Source organism: Paenibacillus antibioticophila (genome assembly GCF_000455265.1).
In the GTDB taxonomy this organism is placed as follows: Bacteria; Bacillota; Bacilli; order Paenibacillales; family Paenibacillaceae; genus Fontibacillus; species Fontibacillus antibioticophila.
This window is the reverse complement of sequence record NZ_HG005140.1, coordinates 592,498-609,929: the sequence shown is the minus strand read 5'-3', so window position 1 is coordinate 609,929 and position 17,432 is coordinate 592,498. Positions and strand designations below refer to the sequence as shown.

The 17,432-nt window shown below is 48.7% G+C and carries 18 protein-coding genes, 1 other RNA gene and 2 pseudogenes; 10 read left to right on the top strand and 11 right to left on the bottom strand.

Features of this window, described 5'->3' with window-relative positions; all coding sequences use genetic code 11:
• Positions 1-403: pseudogene (locus TX85_RS27645) on the bottom strand (cell division protein FtsQ); the annotation flags it as partial.
• A 182-nt stretch (positions 404-585) separates the two neighbouring features.
• On the opposite strand from TX85_RS27645, the gene TX85_RS16575 reads away from it, so the two are divergent.
• From TX85_RS16575 to smpB, 3 genes are all read left to right on the top strand, one after another.
• Positions 586-1,443: a MurR/RpiR family transcriptional regulator gene (locus TX85_RS16575; protein WP_233500773.1), complete on the top strand. Its 858-nt coding sequence runs from the start codon at positions 586-588 to the stop codon at positions 1,441-1,443.
• 181 nt (positions 1,444-1,624) lie between these two features.
• Positions 1,625-1,792 carry a hypothetical protein gene (locus tag TX85_RS16570; RefSeq protein ID WP_158297349.1) on the top strand — a complete coding sequence of 56 codons (168 nt, stop codon included), beginning with the start codon at positions 1,625-1,627 and terminating at the stop codon, positions 1,790-1,792.
• A gap of 406 nt (positions 1,793-2,198) precedes the next feature.
• The gene (smpB, locus tag TX85_RS16565; RefSeq protein WP_044480643.1) at positions 2,199-2,684 is read left to right on the top strand and encodes an SsrA-binding protein SmpB; all 486 of its coding nucleotides are present in this window, start codon (positions 2,199-2,201) and stop codon (positions 2,682-2,684) included.
• Between the two features lie 341 nt (positions 2,685-3,025).
• On the opposite strand, the gene TX85_RS16560 is transcribed toward smpB, so the two are convergent.
• The 3 genes from TX85_RS16560 to TX85_RS16550 all read right to left on the bottom strand — a co-directional run bounded on the left by TX85_RS16560 (position 3,026) and on the right by TX85_RS16550 (position 5,841).
• A complete protein-coding gene (locus TX85_RS16560; RefSeq protein WP_044480641.1) occupies positions 3,026-3,676 on the bottom strand; it encodes an isochorismatase family protein in 651 nt (216 codons plus the stop codon).
• 45 nt (positions 3,677-3,721) lie between these two features.
• Positions 3,722-5,089, bottom strand: coding sequence for a uracil-xanthine permease family protein (locus tag TX85_RS16555; protein ID WP_044480640.1), 1,368 nt, complete (start codon positions 5,087-5,089; stop codon positions 3,722-3,724).
• 71 nt (positions 5,090-5,160) lie between these two features.
• Positions 5,161-5,841, bottom strand: coding sequence for a FadR/GntR family transcriptional regulator (locus TX85_RS16550; RefSeq protein WP_044480639.1), 681 nt, complete (start codon positions 5,839-5,841; stop codon positions 5,161-5,163).
• 293 nt (positions 5,842-6,134) lie between these two features.
• Here TX85_RS16550 and TX85_RS16545 point away from each other — a divergent pair, with 293 nt between their 5' ends.
• Together TX85_RS16545 and TX85_RS26570 are read left to right on the top strand one after the other, a co-directional pair.
• Positions 6,135-7,364, top strand: a complete 1,230-nt coding sequence (locus tag TX85_RS16545) for an MFS transporter (protein WP_044480637.1) — start codon at positions 6,135-6,137, stop codon at positions 7,362-7,364.
• A 93-nt stretch (positions 7,365-7,457) separates the two neighbouring features.
• Positions 7,458-7,565: pseudogene (locus tag TX85_RS26570) on the top strand (SsrA-binding protein); the annotation flags it as partial.
• Positions 7,566-7,696: 131 nt separating this feature from the next.
• On the opposite strand, the gene TX85_RS16540 reads toward TX85_RS26570, so the two are convergent.
• A complete protein-coding gene (locus TX85_RS16540) occupies positions 7,697-8,740 on the bottom strand; it encodes a DUF2167 domain-containing protein (RefSeq protein ID WP_049895012.1) in 1,044 nt (347 codons plus the stop codon).
• Positions 8,741-9,039: 299 nt separating this feature from the next.
• On the opposite strand from TX85_RS16540, the gene ssrA reads away from it, so the two are divergent.
• Positions 9,040-9,404: a transfer-messenger RNA gene (gene ssrA, locus TX85_RS25960) on the top strand.
• Between the two features lie 470 nt (positions 9,405-9,874).
• On the opposite strand, the gene TX85_RS16535 is transcribed toward ssrA, so the two are convergent.
• Complete coding sequence (locus tag TX85_RS16535; RefSeq protein ID WP_016313935.1) at positions 9,875-10,069, bottom strand: ribbon-helix-helix protein, CopG family; 195 nt, start codon at positions 10,067-10,069, stop codon at positions 9,875-9,877.
• Positions 10,070-10,278: 209 nt separating this feature from the next.
• On the opposite strand from TX85_RS16535, the gene TX85_RS16530 reads away from it, so the two are divergent.
• Positions 10,279-10,776, top strand: a complete 498-nt coding sequence (locus TX85_RS16530; RefSeq protein ID WP_044480636.1) for a hypothetical protein — start codon at positions 10,279-10,281, stop codon at positions 10,774-10,776.
• A 377-nt stretch (positions 10,777-11,153) separates the two neighbouring features.
• Here the strand turns inward: TX85_RS16530 and TX85_RS16525 are convergent, their stop codons facing one another.
• Entirely contained in the window at positions 11,154-11,462 is a 309-nt protein-coding gene (locus TX85_RS16525) for a type II toxin-antitoxin system death-on-curing family toxin (protein WP_081671777.1), read from the bottom strand.
• Here TX85_RS16525 and TX85_RS16520 point away from each other — a divergent pair.
• Positions 11,346-11,897 carry an ATP-binding protein gene (locus TX85_RS16520; protein ID WP_316244897.1) on the top strand — a complete coding sequence of 184 codons (552 nt, stop codon included), beginning with the start codon at positions 11,346-11,348 and terminating at the stop codon, positions 11,895-11,897. The two genes, TX85_RS16525 and TX85_RS16520, sit on opposite strands and share 117 nt — an antisense overlap.
• A gap of 406 nt (positions 11,898-12,303) precedes the next feature.
• Here TX85_RS16520 and TX85_RS16515 read toward each other — a convergent pair whose 3' ends face one another.
• Genes TX85_RS16515 through TX85_RS16500 form a run of 4 tightly spaced genes read right to left on the bottom strand, consistent with a single transcriptional unit; the run spans position 12,304 to position 15,087 of the window.
• Positions 12,304-12,654 carry a YxeA family protein gene (locus tag TX85_RS16515; protein WP_044480635.1) on the bottom strand — a complete coding sequence of 117 codons (351 nt, stop codon included), beginning with the start codon at positions 12,652-12,654 and terminating at the stop codon, positions 12,304-12,306.
• 22 nt (positions 12,655-12,676) lie between these two features.
• Positions 12,677-13,408: an ABC transporter permease gene (locus TX85_RS16510; RefSeq protein ID WP_044480634.1), complete on the bottom strand. Its 732-nt coding sequence runs from the start codon at positions 13,406-13,408 to the stop codon at positions 12,677-12,679.
• Positions 13,409-13,420: 12 nt separating this feature from the next.
• Positions 13,421-14,173, bottom strand: coding sequence for an ABC transporter permease (locus tag TX85_RS16505; protein ID WP_044480633.1), 753 nt, complete (start codon positions 14,171-14,173; stop codon positions 13,421-13,423).
• On the bottom strand, positions 14,170-15,087 hold the full coding sequence (locus TX85_RS16500; protein WP_044480632.1) for an ABC transporter ATP-binding protein: 918 nt from the start codon (positions 15,085-15,087) through the stop codon (positions 14,170-14,172). The genes TX85_RS16505 and TX85_RS16500 overlap by 4 nt, the downstream gene beginning before the upstream one ends.
• A gap of 200 nt (positions 15,088-15,287) precedes the next feature.
• On the opposite strand from TX85_RS16500, the gene TX85_RS16495 reads away from it, so the two are divergent.
• The gene (locus TX85_RS16495; protein WP_044480631.1) at positions 15,288-16,001 is read left to right on the top strand and encodes a response regulator transcription factor; all 714 of its coding nucleotides are present in this window, start codon (positions 15,288-15,290) and stop codon (positions 15,999-16,001) included.
• A complete protein-coding gene (locus tag TX85_RS16490) occupies positions 16,001-17,380 on the top strand; it encodes a sensor histidine kinase (protein ID WP_044480630.1) in 1,380 nt (459 codons plus the stop codon). Before TX85_RS16495 ends, TX85_RS16490 begins: the two co-directional genes overlap by 1 nt.
• The last annotated feature ends 52 nt before the right edge of the window (positions 17,381-17,432 follow it).

Here is a 17,432-nt window from a genome sequence, read left to right as displayed (position 1 = left end):
ACAGCTGGTGGATGATGACGCCGGTGATGGCAGCGATGCCGACCTGGGCGCGGTTCTGGGGATTGCGGACCAGCCGGCCCGCGACGTACATGGCAAAGGAGAAGGTCAGGAATTTCTCGACCTCGCCGAGCCCGCCGAATTGTCCGAGCATGAGCTCGCCGAAGATGACTTCGCCAAGTGCGGCGCCGATGGCGGCATAGAAGGGATGGAACAGCATGCACAGGGTGAGCGGGATGAAGGCGAAGTACTCGACGGACAGCTCGATCGGCCCCAATTGCAGGGAAGGGATCAGCTCGGTGAACATGTTGGATAGTCCGTAGAGGGACATGGAGAGGACGAAGATCATCATTTTTTGGGATGAGGTTAAGGTGTAGACCGACTTGCGGTTCATGACTGAATTCATAACAGGAACGCCTCCTTCAGGTGGAATTGGTTCCAGTGTAAGGGCGGAGTGTTAACAGAAAAGGTTGTTTTTGTCATGGGTGTGTAATAATTTTTACATAATGAAAATGATGTAATATAATTTACATAACAGTAGGGTGCTAGAATAGGGCCAATGATCGGATGAAGGGAGTGGGGTTGTAAATGCTGCAGGAGCGGGTGAAGGGGATGTTTAAGGATCGAAAGGGATTCTCTTCGGGACATTTGAAAATCGTTAGTTTCATCGAGCGCCATCCGGACGAGGCGCTGTTCATGACCGAGCAGGAGATTGCCGACCGGCTGGGCATCAGCATTGCGACGGTGTCGCGGTTCTGGCGGGCTGCGGGCTATGAGAACGGCAAGGAATTCAGGCAGAAGCTGCGGACGGCATTGGATACGACACCAGCGCTGAAAATGGAGACGACGATCTCCCGGCTTGATCCGACGAGTCTGCCGATGAAGATGCTGGAGCAGGCGATGGTGCATTTAAGAGAGACGGCGGAGCAGACCGAGCCGGAGGAGCTTCAGCGCGCCGCTTCGCTGATGGCGGGAGCGCGGCGGGTCTATGTGTATGCGCCGGGGCCGGCGGTGGCCTTGGGAGAGCTGCTAACCTATCGGCTGTCCCGCTTCGGATTGTCGGTGCGAATGATGGCGGCCAGCGGGCATGAGGTGCTGGAGTCGCTTGCCCAGATGCAGGAGGACGATGTGGTGGTGCTGTTTCATTTTACCCGGCTGCTGCCTGAAACCGAGGTGGTGCTGGATTGTATCGAACGGGCAGGTTGTGCGGCGGTGATGATTACGGATCGCGAGGAGTTCCGGTACGGGGCAAAGGTGGATGCGGCCTTCTATGTCAGCCGGGGAGAGATGGGGGAGTTCCATTCGATGGTTACGCCGCTGCTGCTGATCGAGCAGATGATTCTGAGCATCGGGCTGCTGAACCGGGAGCAGGTGATCTCCAGGCTGGAGGCGCTGGGCGAGCTGCGCAAGCGGTATGCGGATAAGCTGCCGCGTGGGAAGGCTTGAGCGGATGCGAGCATCTGAATCCGAGTCGCGGACAAAAAAGTTCCGCGGCTCTTATTTTGTGCAGGGGCAGTCCCCTGTAAAGACGTCTTCTTAATAGAGCAAGTAAATAGATGGGGTGCGGAGGATGAAAGGGTTCTTCAAGAAATGGGGTATTGTTAGCTTTTGTGCAATTTTATTAAACTTGCTATTGTGGTTGGTCACATACAGCGGACAGCATTTGGCAGGAGTCTATGCGTGGTTTGCCTTAAAGTTTATTATCCCTGTGGCGGGAATGATGCTAGTTATCCGGTTCTGGCGGAGGGATTGCCTCTTTATTTTGAAGGAACAGATTCAGCACCAATGCCGGTAAAAGGAACACTTGTTACACCGTCCAAATAAATCGCAATGTGAAACTCTCTTTTGCAGAGGGTGGGGTAGATTCTTGCTTTTGCCCAGTCGAGTTGATACAATTAAGCTCTGTGAAAGACTAGATAATTAGAACTATATAAACTACGTAGAAAGGGCATAAGTGTGAAGTGTGCTGAAGTGAAAGCTTTCCGCAAGAAAGCTGCTTCGGGAGCATATGCTCGAAAGCGTTCGCCTTTGTGAGTGGATTTCTACCTTATAATAACTTAGTTCAATTAGAGAAATCCGCGAACAACAGCGATCGTAAGCACACTTCACACGTTGCCCTCAAAACGTAAAATTCAATAGTTCAATTTATATAGATAGACTAAGGTTTCGAGGCTCGGGGCACTCGGGAGAAGGAGGATGACATGGCGAAGAAAAATGACGGCAACGGCAAGGTGCTGGCCCAGAATAAGAAGGCTTCCCATGACTACTTTATCGAGGATACCTATGAAGCGGGCATGGTGCTGACGGGGACGGAGATCAAATCGATCCGTAACGCCCGGGTGAATATCGGCGATGCCTTTGCTACGATTCGTAATGGTGAGATTCACATACACAATATGCATATCAGTCCGTTCGAGCAGGGGAACCGGCACAATCCGACCGATCCGACCCGGACGCGCAAGCTGCTGATGCATAAAGCCCAGATTAGTAAGCTGCTCGGCTTGGCCAAGCAGGAGGGCTATTCCATTGTGCCGCTGAAGATTTACATCCGCAACGGCTATGCTAAGCTGCTTCTTGGCCTTGGTAAGGGGAAAAAGCAGTACGACAAGCGCGATGCCGCCGCAAAGCGGGATGCTCAGCGCGATATCCAGCGCGTGTTGCGGGAGAAGCAGAAGGTGGCCAGATAATTGTATACAACAAAACCGGGAGTCCATACAGCGGCCCCCGGTTTTATTATTTTTCAAGCTAAAGTGTTGAAAATGTTATTGAGTAATGGGTTCGTTCACAGTTCATTTCTATAGAAGAGGTTGTTCAAAAAGTCGTCTTCACAGGACGGAGTTGTTCATGGAGTAAATTCGACATCGAATCTTGAATTCAGCCGGGCCTAGCGTATGCTTCCGTAGTATGTTTCTTGCAGAAACATTTCAGTTGCTCACGTAGATCTGTCTACGCTCCGCTACTCAATCCCTAGCTTCATCCAACCTTCTCGGTCCTGTAAACCCCAACTTTTTGAACTCGCACTAGAAGATTATAGTGCTGTCTTGGCTTTGATCTCATCAACAATTTCGCTCGTTGGACTAACTTGGCCAAATTCGTAGGCAATCACGCTGAGTGTTGTGCGTTGAATCTCATCCGCAGAGATTGCTCCCCAGCCCATGTCCGGGTAATCCATCGGGGCATTGGCATCACTCAGGAAAATGATCTTGTACTCCCGGTGGGCTCCATCCCGTACGGTAGTCTCGCAGCATACGTTGGTGACGGTCCCGCAGATAATGATCGTGTTCACATCGTTGGCCCGCAATATGGTGTCCAGATCCGTATCGTGGAAGCCGCTATAAAATAGCTTGTCTACAATAATGTCCTGCGGCTCCGGAGCTAGTTCATCGATAATTTCAACTCCAGGGATACCCCGCTTGAGAATTTCATTGGCATTCGGGTACATATCCAGGAATCGCCCGGTGTCGCTTCCGTCACCACGGACGATGTGGCGAAGATAGACTACCGGCATACCGGCAGCTCGGGCGGCTGCGTTAAGCTCCTGAATGTTCTCAATAATGCCTGCGGTACGAGGTACGTATAGCGCTTCATCCTCCTTGCAAAACACATTTTGCATATCCACGACAATGACGGCCGTCCGCTTCGGGTCAATATCCCATCTGACTTTATTCTTGATGTTCATCGGTAACACTCTCCTTAATAGGTTGGTTGATTACGGGTTGCCTAGTTAGGCGGCTTCCGTTGGCATAGGGTCTTGTGGCTTCAGTGTCGCTTCGCGACGTTCCAGCATAGGACGAATCCACACGTTGATCGTTGTATTCAGCACGATCAGCATAATAACGCCGACGAGCATAGGTTGAGTGACGATACTCTGAATGGCGAGCGGGAGTCCGGCAGTCAGTTCAGCCGGGAGATACATGGTGCCAAGGGAGATGATGAAGGAAGAACCGGCCACAGCCAGATTCAATTCATCCCATTTGACTTTACTCACCATCTGGATTCCGCTAATGGCAATGATTCCGAACAGGATGGTGGAGGCGGCGGACAGGACGGCTCCGGGAAGTGAGGCGATGAACAAACCTACCTTAGGGATGAGTCCTAAAATGACGGCCATCACCCCGGCGGTCATGGTGACATAACGGCTGCCGATGCCTGAAACGCGGATGATACCGATATTTTCAGGGTAAGAGGTTGTACCAAGCCCGCCAAACACGGCACCTATGGTACAGCCGAGGAATTCCCCGAACAGGCCGCGGTTGACGCGGGAGCTATCGAGCTCTTGCTTGCCCCATTTGGTGAGGAGCGTATACATGCCGACCGCTTCGGCGGAGGCTTGCAGGAAGGCTAGCAGCATTAAGATGACGACGGGAATGGAGATGCCGAATCCAAAGGGGAAAATCTGTGGCAGGCGGAACCATCCAGCGGAAGCAACGGCTGAGAAGTCGACCGAACCGAAGATAGAGAAGAAGAGGGTGCCTACAATGATTCCCCAAAGCAGGGCGCCTCGGCGGATAATGGTGTTACCCCCAAAGATCATGCACACGAGCACACAGACCACGGTAATGAGGGAGGCAGTAAAGTTCATGCCGATGTTGGCGCTGCCGAACCAGTTCTTGAGGCCGATGTCGGCAAGCTGAGCACCGATGATGACCAGCAGGGTGCCGTAAACGATCGGCGGGGCAATGAATTTATTGATGTGGCCGATGAGACCAAATCTGCGAATGGGAATGGCCAGCAGCATAAAGATGATGCCTGCTACAGCCATGGAGCCGAACGCTGTACCCAGTCCGACGCTGGCGCTAGCCGAAAGGATAGCTACAAAGAAGGCAGCGGTAGGACCTTGAACCACCGGGAGTCGCAGCATTTTGCCCGATTGCAGGATCGTCACCAGTCCCGTCGTCAGAAAGCAGGCTTGAATCAGATAACCGACAACTTCAAAATCAAGGCCCAGTGCCTGACCAATCAGGACCGGAAACAGGAAGATGCCGGTTAGGGCTAATAAATGCTGAAATCCATAAGTGACGTTGGCGCCGAAGGAAAGCTTCTCCTCGATACCGACCTGCAGGGTTTGGTTGTCTTCGTGTTCGTGATTCATGGTTAGTCCCCCTTTAAAATATAAATGGATAAATATTCAACATATCATCAGATGTTTGGGAAAAGGCGAGGTCATCCGATGTTTACAACATCAATGTTCTGTGCGGCGAATTGCTTGGCTTCTTCGCTGCTCTTGTTCACGATAGAGCGGTACATAGCTTCGTGATAAGCCGTATTGTCTTCATATTGCCGGGTATCCAGAAGGAGTTGGCTAAGCATTTCCTTCAGGCTTTCCGCTACGACCTTGTACATTTCGAGCAAGACCTCGTTCTTCCCAGCCTCAGCCACCGCGATATGAAAAGAGATATCTGCTTCTACATACTCGGCGTAGTGGCCTTTCTCCAGGGCTTCTTGTCTTAGATCCAGGGCGGATCGCATCAGAGCGAGATCGGAAGTAGTTCTTCTTAAGGCAGCCAAGCCAGCAAGCTCAATTTCTAAAATCCGGCGAGCCTCCATGACCTGAGTATTGTTCTTCGGAGTAATCGCCTGACTTACGCCTGTAAAATCGGAGGATGCCGACCGGATGTAGGTCCCATCTCCTTGGCGCACTTCCAGCAGTCCGGCATGGGTTAATACTTTTACGGCCTCTCGGATGGTGGATCTCCCCACCGCCAGTAGCTTCATGAGCTCGGGTTCAGGAGGTAGCTTGTCCCCGCTTTTGTATTGGCCGGACTGGATGAGCCGTTGCATTTGATCCAGCACTTCATCTACCAATTTGCGACGTGGAATGGCTTTGAACTCCGGATATGCCATTGTCGGCCCCCTCTCATGTCAGGTTTTATCACTCTTAGCGATTTTTCAACTCGTTTTCATGTGATGTTTCACAGTATAGGGGGCTATTTTCAAAAAATCAAGCTATTTTTTATTTTTATGTAAGGTAACCTAACATAAAAACTTGACATAAGTTTTGAAATGGGCGTATTCTAAATGGCAAGGAAACATCTGATGACTGATGTTATAGGAGTAAAAGTAAGGATAATATGAGGTTGCAAAGGGCTTGCTGCTAGGGCAAGACTTCTTTGTGAAGACAGGAGACAGGAGACAGGATGGAAACAAGACTAAGCAGCCTTCCGTGGGTGCACACGAATTATTTAATGATCCGACTTTTACTGTTTGGAGCAGCCTTGTTTATTTTATCTTCTCTATATGTAACGGTGCCGCTGCTTTCAGTGTTCGTTGATCAATTCCATATTGGGGCGGGCAAGGCGGCTTTGTCGGGAAGTGCATTTTCTTTGTTCTTCGCTACAGGTTGCCTGGTCTATGGTCCCTTATCCAGCAGAGTAGGGCGCAAACGCACGATGGTCATAGGTTTGGCCGTATTAACTGTTGCTACAGCCTGTGTTGGCTACGCAACCAGCTTTGAGCTGCTGGTGCTGCTTAGAGCCTTGCAGGGAGCGGCGGCGGCCACGTTCTCGCCGGTGGCTCTGACGTATGCAGGGGAGACTTTCCCTCCGGAGCAGAGAGTGACGGCCATTGGCTTCATCAGCTCGGGATTTCTAATGGCCGGAATCTTCGGGCAGGTATGGGCCAGCTCATTGGCTTCGCTGGTCGGCTGGCCTTGGGTATTCAAAGGCCTAGCTGCATTGTATCTGCTGGTGCTGCTGCTTCTGGCGTTATGGCTGCCGTCCTCCCCAGTGCAGGCGGGTTTGGCACGACAGGGGCGAATGAAAGGAACTCCACGCTGGTATGTTGTGCTATTGCGGCGGAACCTGCTGCTGTGCTACGGCATTACTTTGACTATTTTGCTTAGCTTTGTAGGGATGTACAGTGTGTTGGGGTCACTTCTGAGTCAGGCTCCGTATTCGCTTGGTGATATGGATATCTTGGGTATTCGCTCTCTCGGGATGGTTGGGATGGTGTTGTCCTTCTATGCAGGCGGGATGTGCCGAAAATGGGGCAAGCTTCAGGTGCTTCGCGCCGGATTAGCGGGTTCGCTGGGGGCTTTGATCGTCATGTCCTTGGTGCAGCATCTGGTGCTGTATGTGGCGATGAGCGTGGTATTTGTGGCAGGAATTGCCGTGGTGGTGCCGGCGCTAATCTCCCTGATCGGGGAACTTGGCAACGAGAATCGGGGCGTGGCGACCTCAGTCTATACCTTTGTCTTGTTTGCCGGGGCCAGCGTGGGTCCGATACTAGCCGCAACTCTGCTCGGAAGCGGGCAGAATGCACTGCCGCTCCTTGTCTTCGCCGGTATTTTAATGGCGGCCTTCGCTTGTTCGCTGTGGGTTCGAGTGTCAGAAGAGAGGAAGGAGGGACTCTCTCAAACGGTAAAATAAGGCCGCCAATCCCAAGGTGTACGCGGTAGTTCATTGCCGTAGAGTGAGCAGTAAGATGGACAGTAAGCTGGAAGAACTGAGATGGACGCCTTCCTCGGCAAGGGGAAAAAGCAGTACGACAAGCGCGACGCCGCCGCGAAGCGGGATGCTCAGCGCGATATCCAGCGCGTATTGCGGGAGAAGCAGAAGGTGGCCAGATAATTGTATACAACAAAACCGGGAGTCCATGCAGCGGCCCCCGGTTTTATTATTTTTCAGGCTATTATGTTGAAAATGTTATTGAGTACTAAATGTAGAGATGATGAAGTGTTGCAGTATTGCAGTTGTGGCAGTTACATAGAAGTTGGCGGCTTGTTGTTTGGATCGTTCTCTGCCTCGAATTTGGAGCGGAAGCGATTCTGATCCGGCTGCTCGGCTGATGGCTGCTGATAGCTCTGCACATTCGGAGCCATATCCGGGCCGGAACCAGAGTGATCGGCAGGCAAGTTGTCTTGCACCGGCCCTGTGTCCTTGTTCTTCTTCTTGAACAGCTTCCCGAACCAGAGGAAGGGTGCAAAAATCAGGAACCAGAACTTTTTGATGATCAGGGTGATCAGTGCGATGAGGCCTGTTTTCTTGGCTACAGCAGCGCCTGCTCCGCCCAGAATGAGCCCCGTCAGACCTAAGGAAGATTTCTTGTCCTTGGAAGGATCGAAATCAGCGTAGGTATTGCCGGAGGTTACCGTCAGATTAGGGAGGATCTCGCTCTCAAACATGCTGCGGTCCGCGGCCAGGTTCTCCGGGTCAGAGACAAGAATAGCAGATATGTATCCGACACGGGTAAGGACACGCACATTGTAGTTGATCAGCGGCTCTCCATCAATATCGTGCAACAGCAGGGCCCAAGTCAGACTGCGAAGCGAGTCGTCATAGGCCGGCTCCTGGAACCATCCATCCACGAAGAGATGATTGTATTCCGGCAGCTCCTCGTTTGCTGCTTCTTGCCCGTCTTTATAGCTCTTGAGCAGGGCCTTGGCGTCGATGTCGGATTTCTCCTCGTCTTCGATATGACCGGTCTCATCATATTCGAAGTACACGCTCCACATCGTATCCTCATACGCAGGCTCTACATATCCGATTTCCCTGTATGAAGGAAGATCCTGAAAGCCTTCGATGAACGCAATCGTATCGTCCTCATCAAGGAAAAAGTAATTTTCCGGTAATGTCAGCTCGGCGATATTGGACAACCGAACCTTCTGACCGGATCCCTCAATCCAGTTCAATTCAGGCTCCACAGCTTCAGCCGCCGCGGCGAAAGGCATCGCAAACAAGCTGAGCAGGATTACGCAGGATAGCAAAAGCCTCGGCAGCTTATGCTTCTTGGTGCTGGAAATCATAATTTACCCCCATTATTAACGTATTATTCCAATAGGAAAATGGAATGCTATGATCTTACCATGAATGAACAGCAGAATGAAGGAATATTTATACAGTTATTGAGATTTTCTCGGCTTTTTATAGGGGTGAATTTGCTTTTCGGCTTGCGCCTTGCTACAATTATTTCTACCGCTTGGCACGGCTGCCAGTGATTCACCAGGCAAATTCCGCGTCATATGTGGTATACTAATGAAGGTTAAGGAAAGAACACAGCATTCATGCTTGGCTTGACCGTTAACCGGGAACCACCTTTTATTACGGGGGCGTTTTTGGATTCGACGGGGGTAGATCGAGCATGGGTAGCGGGTAGTGGGGACGCGGCCGCTTTATCAACGCTAAAGCCTATTAAATGGCAAACAACAAAACAACTACGCTTTCGCAGCTTAATAACCTGTGAGCGTGCTCCTCTCTTGCATCGCCCATGTGCCGGATGTAGGGGCTAACCTATAGTGGGATACGCCGATCGGTCTCCGCCTGGGGTCGACGGAAGAAGACAATCAGGCTGACCCAAAGGGAATCTTGTGACAGGGAGTCTCTAGGGTGACATCAAATCTGTCACTACACCCGTAGAAGCCTATGTGGCGTTGCCTTCGGACAGGGGTTCGACTCCCCTCGCCTCCATAAGAGACGCAGAAAGGGCCCTCGACCAAGGAATTGGTCGAGGGCCCTTTGCTGTTAGAGGCGATCGAGAGGAGAGATGCTTTCAAGTATCTTTAGAGCTGTTTTCAAGCTGCTTTAGAGCTGCTTTCAAGTAACTTTAGAGCTCAGGATATAATGTAGTCTTGGATCGGTTGGTTTCGATCCGATTCGCTCTAAATATCCTTCCTCAACGAGTGTTTCCAAGATTAACTTTGCAGTTACTCTGCTTCTGCCAATAAAATCAGCGAAATCTTTCGTAAAGACCTTTTTCCGCATCGAAGCAAATTCCAATGCTTGCCGTTGTTCAGGCGAGAATCCAAACCATTGTTCTTGTCCGATACTTAATGCAACAGATGACTCTCTCCGTAATCGCCGTACCTCGATATTGTTTTTCAGGGTTAGGGTAAAAGTTGATAAGTTAAGGTGCCTAACAAGGCACCTTTTTTATATATAGATTAATCATTTGTAGAATCAATAAACTTTACATTCTTAAGGGCATATTCCAATGCCATGTTTATGATTTCGTTTCGGGAACGGTTGCTCTTTCGGGCAAGCTCATCTAATTGTTCTTGAAGAATTTTTTCAATGCGGATCGACATCGTTACAGTCTTGTCTTCCCTTGGAGTTATGATGAACTCGTCATTACTCATATGAATCACCTCACGTATCAGTATAGAAAGAAAGTGAGGGATTATAACATAACACAATTTATGTTATAAAATTAATACAAATTGTAGTTTTATTATGATACAATTATAAATACAAACGGTTGGTGCGACAACTGAGAAAGAACACCTCGTTGCACCCCAAATTATCTTTGGTCCCTAGTCGGTATATTTCGTATAGGAGGGCAGCATTGATGGAGATTGTTGTAGATTCCATTCCAGGTGGAGCCTTATTCTATGATGAATACGCAGACGATTTGTTTAAAGTGAAAATTCACTTGGAAGGCCAAAAGATCGTTGGCCCCATTTATGGCTATGGTCCAAATTCGGAAGAAAAGGAACTCGAAGTTGAACGACATATCAAACATTTGCTGCCCTATGTTCATGATGTCTGGGTCAAAAGAGTTTTACTAGAAAATTTGATCGTGGATGCCAGGCTTGAATTGGATGCCTATGATGAGGAACTAAACACAGCTACTCCCGAAGAGCTGGCGAAAATATGGGAACCACGCGATAGGAACAAATGGTGGACATTGTTATACCTTACAAAGAAGGAAGTTCTACAATACAGTAAGTACGAAGCACAAAGGAATCTTAATAAGTACGAGAAGATGCTAAGTGAATTATCAAGTTATGATGGGGCACCCTCGCGTAATGAAATCATAGACACAAAAAATCACCTGAAAGGGTGACTTTTTGTTAAAACGTCCTATATACCTCTCGGAGCTGGAGCTCCGCCTGCATGGCGAGGTCCTGCAGATGGCTCCGGGGTATCGATGTGGATTTGGCTGAGAAAGTGGTGGGGATTCGGGTGGAGGATTCGTAGGGCACTAGAAAAAATGCCTAGTTTAGACGCATTTGATTATTATATGTACAGATACAGATGAATTTAGAATATTATCTATTGAAGCTGGTATGATTCTCAGAAATAGGGGAAATTGATTTAAGAGATAATATTCTATTAAATTCATCAGGAAGTGTTATAGCCGCATTGAGGAGAATGATTTGATACACTTCAATAAGGCTCACCATTATGAACATCATCCGCAAGAGGATGATCTTTTGTACTTTATGAATTAGGAACTGCGATGCAGTGAGCCTCAATAATCGAAACCATCTCTTGAAAATCAAAACGATGATTAACCATATCTACAGTAAAATCTTCGGCTTTTTTTGTGTCCATCTTGAAGTGCAGGCCATTAAAACGTAGGAATACAACCAGTGCTGTAAAAGCGGTCCGTTTGTTTGCGTTGTGAAAAGGATGGTTTTGGCCGAGGGATTCGAGCATTGCTGCGGCTTTTTCGAAAATAGTAGGATAAGCATTGAAATTTTCTCGGATCGTATGGAAATAACGAATCCAGGAATACCGCTCGTTCAAGTGGAACGATTTATCGACAGTCCCCCTAAGTCACGAAATGAAGCGATCGCCTCATTCCTACGCCGTGTTGGAGTCTGTGAAGAACGAGGTAGTGGCTTTGATAAAGTTGTGTCGCAAACAGAGTTTTATCAGTTACCAGCTCCAATAATTGAGGTTACTGAAGAACACACTCGAGTAATTTTATTTTCGCATAAGCCATTTGCAGAAATGGATCGAGAAGAACGGGTCAGGGCGTGTTACATGCATGCCTGTTTGAAATATGTAACTAGAGACTTTATGACAAATGCAACTTTGCGCCAGCGTTTTGGAATGGATAGTAAGCAAATCTCTATTGCCTCCAGGATAATTAAAGATGCAGTAGAAGCATCAAAAGTTAAGGCAAAAGACCCTGATACTGCTCCAAAACATATGAAGTATGTGCCTTACTGGGCTTAGTAGCTTACTTGACGGTAACTTGCACGTAACTTGCGTATGGCTATTCCATTGGTAAGGAAGTAATGGGAATAATGCTGCAGATACTTTGTTTTGGGGGATTCAGAACTTGGGAGTATCAGTGATTTAACTTGCACGTAACTTCATAGAATGAACTTGATGTATTAGCAGCATTATTGAACCTACTTCAAATGGAGTTCCTAAAGTGACATCAAACCTGTCACTACACCCGTAGAAGCCTATGTGGCGTTTGCCTCCGGACAGGGGTTCGACTCCCCTCGCCTCCATACTGAAAATCCACAACCGATCCCGGTTGTGGATTTTTGCTTTTCCTCGATTGTTAATCCTATCCCAGCGGTCCCCACAGGTATATAACTTTACAATGAACTTTTGCCGATGTTCAGACAGTTTATTTTTGATATTGCTGCCGCACCGCCTCCGGAAGCTCCTCGAAGGAAATCTCTTCCCAGTGTGTGACGCCTCGAATCAGGGTGTAATACAACTGGATATAAGCTCCTTCTTTCAATTGCTTCCCAGCCGAAAAATCAAGCTTCTTTTCCTGTCCTTTATCATTATAGGCCGTTATCTCATAGTCGTAACGATCATTACCATCATGTACGCCGGGGCCAATTATCATCGAATAATAGACGGTTTTTCCCGCAGGATTTCCAGGTGTCAGCTTCTCCGGGGTGAAGAAGAGCATCCACAAGCATGCTGCAATCACGATAATGAGCCCTAACACTAGCAATATTTTTTTCATCCAAAGTTCCTCCTAAGCGCAATCAGGATGTGACAATATCTTTGTTCTTTAGCCGTCGAATAGACATGGTCGCAAAAATAATTATGAAAGCCATATTCATCAACCAAAACAGAATATTCTGTGCGTTAGTCAGCTTATCTTGACTCAGCACGCTCATGCCGATGGTGAGCAGCGAGAACGGGAAAAATACACCCGCTTTGACAACATACATACCCAGCCCGATAAAAACTGCGCACAGACTAATGCCGATAGGCGTAGCGAAGCTGCGGATCCGCAGCGACAGCCCCAATTGCAGAGCGGCAATGGATATAGAAGCATACCATCCGCGTAACGTCCAGCCTATAGTCTCTAGAGGGAAAGGATCGGATAAGGAGAACAGGGTGCCTGCAAGCCAGTAAAGTCCCATGAACAGCGCTTGTGCGAGCAAGATTAGAATGCTAACGACAATTAATTTGGTAAAATACACACTAGCGACCGTTACAGGAGAAGACAAAACCATATTCCAGTTTCGGTTCTGATGCTCCAGTCTGCATATATAGGAACAGCAGATGGCGATCAGGATAGGCAGGAAAAACTCCCCGTAAAACAGGCTGACCTGGGTCCACAAGCTGTACCAGCCGTTTTGCAGGACACCTTGGTTCACATAATAATTTGCACATCCAATCAGCAGGCTTATGACAGGGAGTACAGCGAGTACCAGGCCTATCCGGGAATGCCGCAATTTGAGCAATTCAGCAGAGATACTTCGTTTCATCAGATTCCCTCCTCAAATTTCCTGCCGGGTGACATGGATGCTTCCGGCGATATAGAACAAGATGGTCATGATCAGCGCAGCCACTACGATGCCAGGACTTACGAGCTGTACCATATAGCTGCCCGAAGGCTCAGCGTATAGATAAGTAACCGGGCTGAGATCCAAATAATAAGACCAGATAAAAATATGTCTGACAGCATCCGGGAACAGACCGGCGGTCATGCCGATGAAACCGCCCAGCATCCCCAGGCACAGTGCAAAGGCTTGATTCTTGATGGCCATAGAAATCCATTGCTGAAGAGCCGTAACAGCGAGAGTCGTCAGCAGGCTGCCACCAATGAACCGGCTCAGCAATTCGATAGGGAGGGCGCCGGGAAAGTCCTTTATCAAACCGAACACGATCATGAGTGCGCCCTGGGCAAGGATGCCATATAGGAGAAGACTATTCGCGCAAATATACTTCGCTGCGTAGAGATGGCTGCGGCTCACATTGGTAGCAACAAGCATTTTCCAGGTTGCTCCTTTATGCTCCATATCACAGATCCGGGAGACGACAATGGCCGAAATAATCGGCATAAAAAGTCCATTCATGGACGATATGCTAAAAAAGACAGATTCCCAGACGGCTTGATCCGGATTGCCGGCAATAGACCGACTGATGGACATGAAGGCCCACAGCATCTCCACGACAAGAAATAATATAATCATAGTCCATATTTTTTTGCGGCGAATCTTGAAGTATTCCAGCCCTAGTATTTTGATCACAAGCTCCGCTCCTTCCCCGTCAGCTCCAGAAATATATCCTCCAGACTTTTCTTCTGCTCCTCGATCCGGGTGACTGGAACATTATGTTCAACAAGCAGTCTGTTCATTTCCGCCACCTCTGTGTCCGCAATATTGGCGAACTTAAGCCGGCTGCCCATTCGGGCCGGACTGTAAGCTCTAGCGAGAAGTATCTTTTCGGCTCTAACATTGTCTCCGGTTTTTAGAAGGATGGAGGTTCTGCTTTCATGCTGCAGGCTTGCCATACTTCCCTGGAACAGCAGCTTCCCTTCGCTGATAATGCCCACCGAGGTGGCGATTTGTTCAATCTCCGAGAGAAGGTGGCTGGAGAGCAAGATAGTTATTCCATAGCGTGCAGGTAATGATTTAATGAGCTCCCGGATTTCACCAATGCCTGCGGGGTCCAGACCGTTCGTTGGCTCATCGAGGATTAGCAGTTTGGGGAAGGCGAGCAGAGCCATTGCGATCCCCAGCCGTTGCTTCATTCCTAGCGAATATTGTTCAGCTTTTTTGTTTTTCTGATTTTCCAGCCGCACGATCCGAAGCGCCTCATCAACGTTTCTATCCGGCACGTTACGCAGGCGTTGCATGACCTTCATATTCTCAAGCCCCGTTAGATGTCCATAGAAGGAGGGAGACTCTATCAGCGATCCGGTACGTTGCAGAATGGATGGGCGATGTTTGCTCAGGCTTTCCCCGAAAATATGGATGGTCCCTTCAGAAGGTTTGATGAGTCCGAGCAGCATTTTTAGCGTGGTTGTTTTCCCCGCACCGTTTGGACCCAGAAACCCGTAGATTTCTCCTTCCTGAACATGAAGATTAACTCTATTTACACGATTAACAGCCTCATACGTTTTGGACAGGTTGTGCGTTTGGACAATAATAGAACTACTCATATGAAAAGTCAGCTCCATTCAAATTTTTTGAAAATATAGGGAAGACGACAGCCGTTTCACCTTGGATATTTCCCCTCTGTTTCAACAGTAATGAATCCATCTTTCCTCAGTCTTAATAGAACCTTACAACAACCTTAAATAGGCTTGGGAAACATAGATAATTCGCATTTTTATGTATAATAAAAATCAGGTGATGCAGCTTGGACAATTTAAAAAGCAAAAAAATATTAATTGTGGATGATGAACCTGAAATCAGAATAATGATTGAAAGCTTTTTAAGAAAAGAGGGCTTTTTCCGCATTTATTCCGCCGCCGACTGCGCTTCAGCTCTGTCGATCTGCCGTACGGGCAAGCCGGATATCGCGATTCTCGATGTCATGCTGCCGGATGGTGACGGATTCTCACTGCTCTCTTCTATTAAACAGTTCTTGGACATGCCGGTTCTTTTTTTATCCGCCCGGGGAGAGGATGAAGACCGGTTACTCGGATTGGGCTTGGGGGCAGATGACTACATGGTGAAGCCGTTCCTGCCGCGCGAGTTGGTACTACGGCTGACGGCAATTTTAAAGCGGGTCTACTCCTCCCCCGTGGCGGAGCGTCTATCTGCCTTTCAATTAGGGGAATATATCATTGATCTGGACAGCGCTATAGTTCACAGGAATCAGCAAGAGCTGCCATTGACGGCAAAGGAGCATGCCATTCTTGTGAAGTTGTACGAGAACCAGGGCCGAATCGTCACAAGCGATGCCTTATGCCAGGCCGTCTGGGGGGATGACAGCTATGGCTACGAAAATACATTAATGGTCCATATCAGGCGAGTACGTGAAAAAATCGAGATGGATCCCTCCAACCCGGTCTACCTTCTAACGGTCAGGGGACTGGGATATAAGCTGCTGGTAAAGGCGATACGTTGATGAGGGGAATCATTCGCATATTACGAGGGTTTGTCGCGACGACTATTTTTATCTCGATATTTCTACTTATTTTTAACTTCGTAGTACTGGGCTTGCTGGTATTCAAGGAGATTAACCAGCGTCCGTCTCCGGAAGTCGTGCTCAAGCAAGTGGCCCAAGGCTTGAACAGCCAGAACGAAAGCTATGATCTGGACGAGCAAGTCACCGAGCTTCTGCAGCACAATGAAGCTTGGGCTATGCTGCTCGGTGAAGATGGCCAAGTACAATGGGACTACCAATTGCCTAATGATGTTCCCCGAACCTATAATCTGGTCGATGTAGCCTTGTTTTCACGGTATTATCTTATGGAGTATCCGGTCTATATTTGGGAGCATGAGGATGGCTTGGTTGTGGTAGGGTATCCTAAGAAAAGCCATTGGAAATATCAATTCGATGTTCTTTCTGACTGGATGAGTTCTTTGCCTCTGCGGCTTGTGATGCTGTTGCTCCTTAATGCAGCAGTGGCCCTGCTGATCTCTGTCGTGATTGGAATGCGTCTCATGAGAGGGATACGTCCTCTTGTGGATGGAGTCCACAGCATTGCCAGGGAGGAACCGGTCCAGTTGAACTCCAAAGAGATATTCGGCGATTTGGCCCGGAGCATTAATTCCGCGTCGGCTATACTTCAGAAGAAGACAGCCGCATTGAAGGCACGAGATGAGGCTCGCTCCAACTGGATCGCTGGCATTTCTCATGATATCCGAACCCCGCTTTCGATGGTTCTCGGCTATGCGAGTGAAATGGAAGATAATTTGGACTTGCCGGAGGAGCAGAGGCATCAGGCCGGTATCATCCGGCGCCAAGGCGAGAAACTGCGCTCGCTTGTAAGCGATTTGAATCTGGTCTCTATGCTCGAATATGAAATGCAGCCGTTACAACTGAAGCACATCCGGCTCACTGTTCTGGCGAGACAGGTTGCCACGGAATTTTTAAATAACGGATTGGATGACCGGTATGTCATTGAATTGAAAATGACCGATGAAGCGGTTCAGATCAAAGGAGATGAGAAATTGCTGCTTCGGGCAATCAGTAATCTTGTCGAAAACAGTATGCGTCATAACCCACAGGGGTGCGAAATCACACTGGAAACCTCTCTATCCGAGGACCGTTCCAAATATCGCTTTATCGTCAGGGATAATGGACGGGGGATCCCGCAGGAGCAATTGGCGGAGATTACCGAATTGCCTTATTCATCAAGGAGAAGGAGGTCTGTCCAACAAGGTCACGGTCTGGGGCTTCCGATGGTGGCAAGGATTGCGCAGGCACATCAAGGCCGCCTTAAGCTTGTAAGCGGCGTGGACCAAGGAGGGCTAGAAGCAGTTATGGAGTTCCCTGTATAGCGTCAGCACGAGAAATACGGAAACCCGCTTGCTGAGCGGGTTTTTCCTTTGA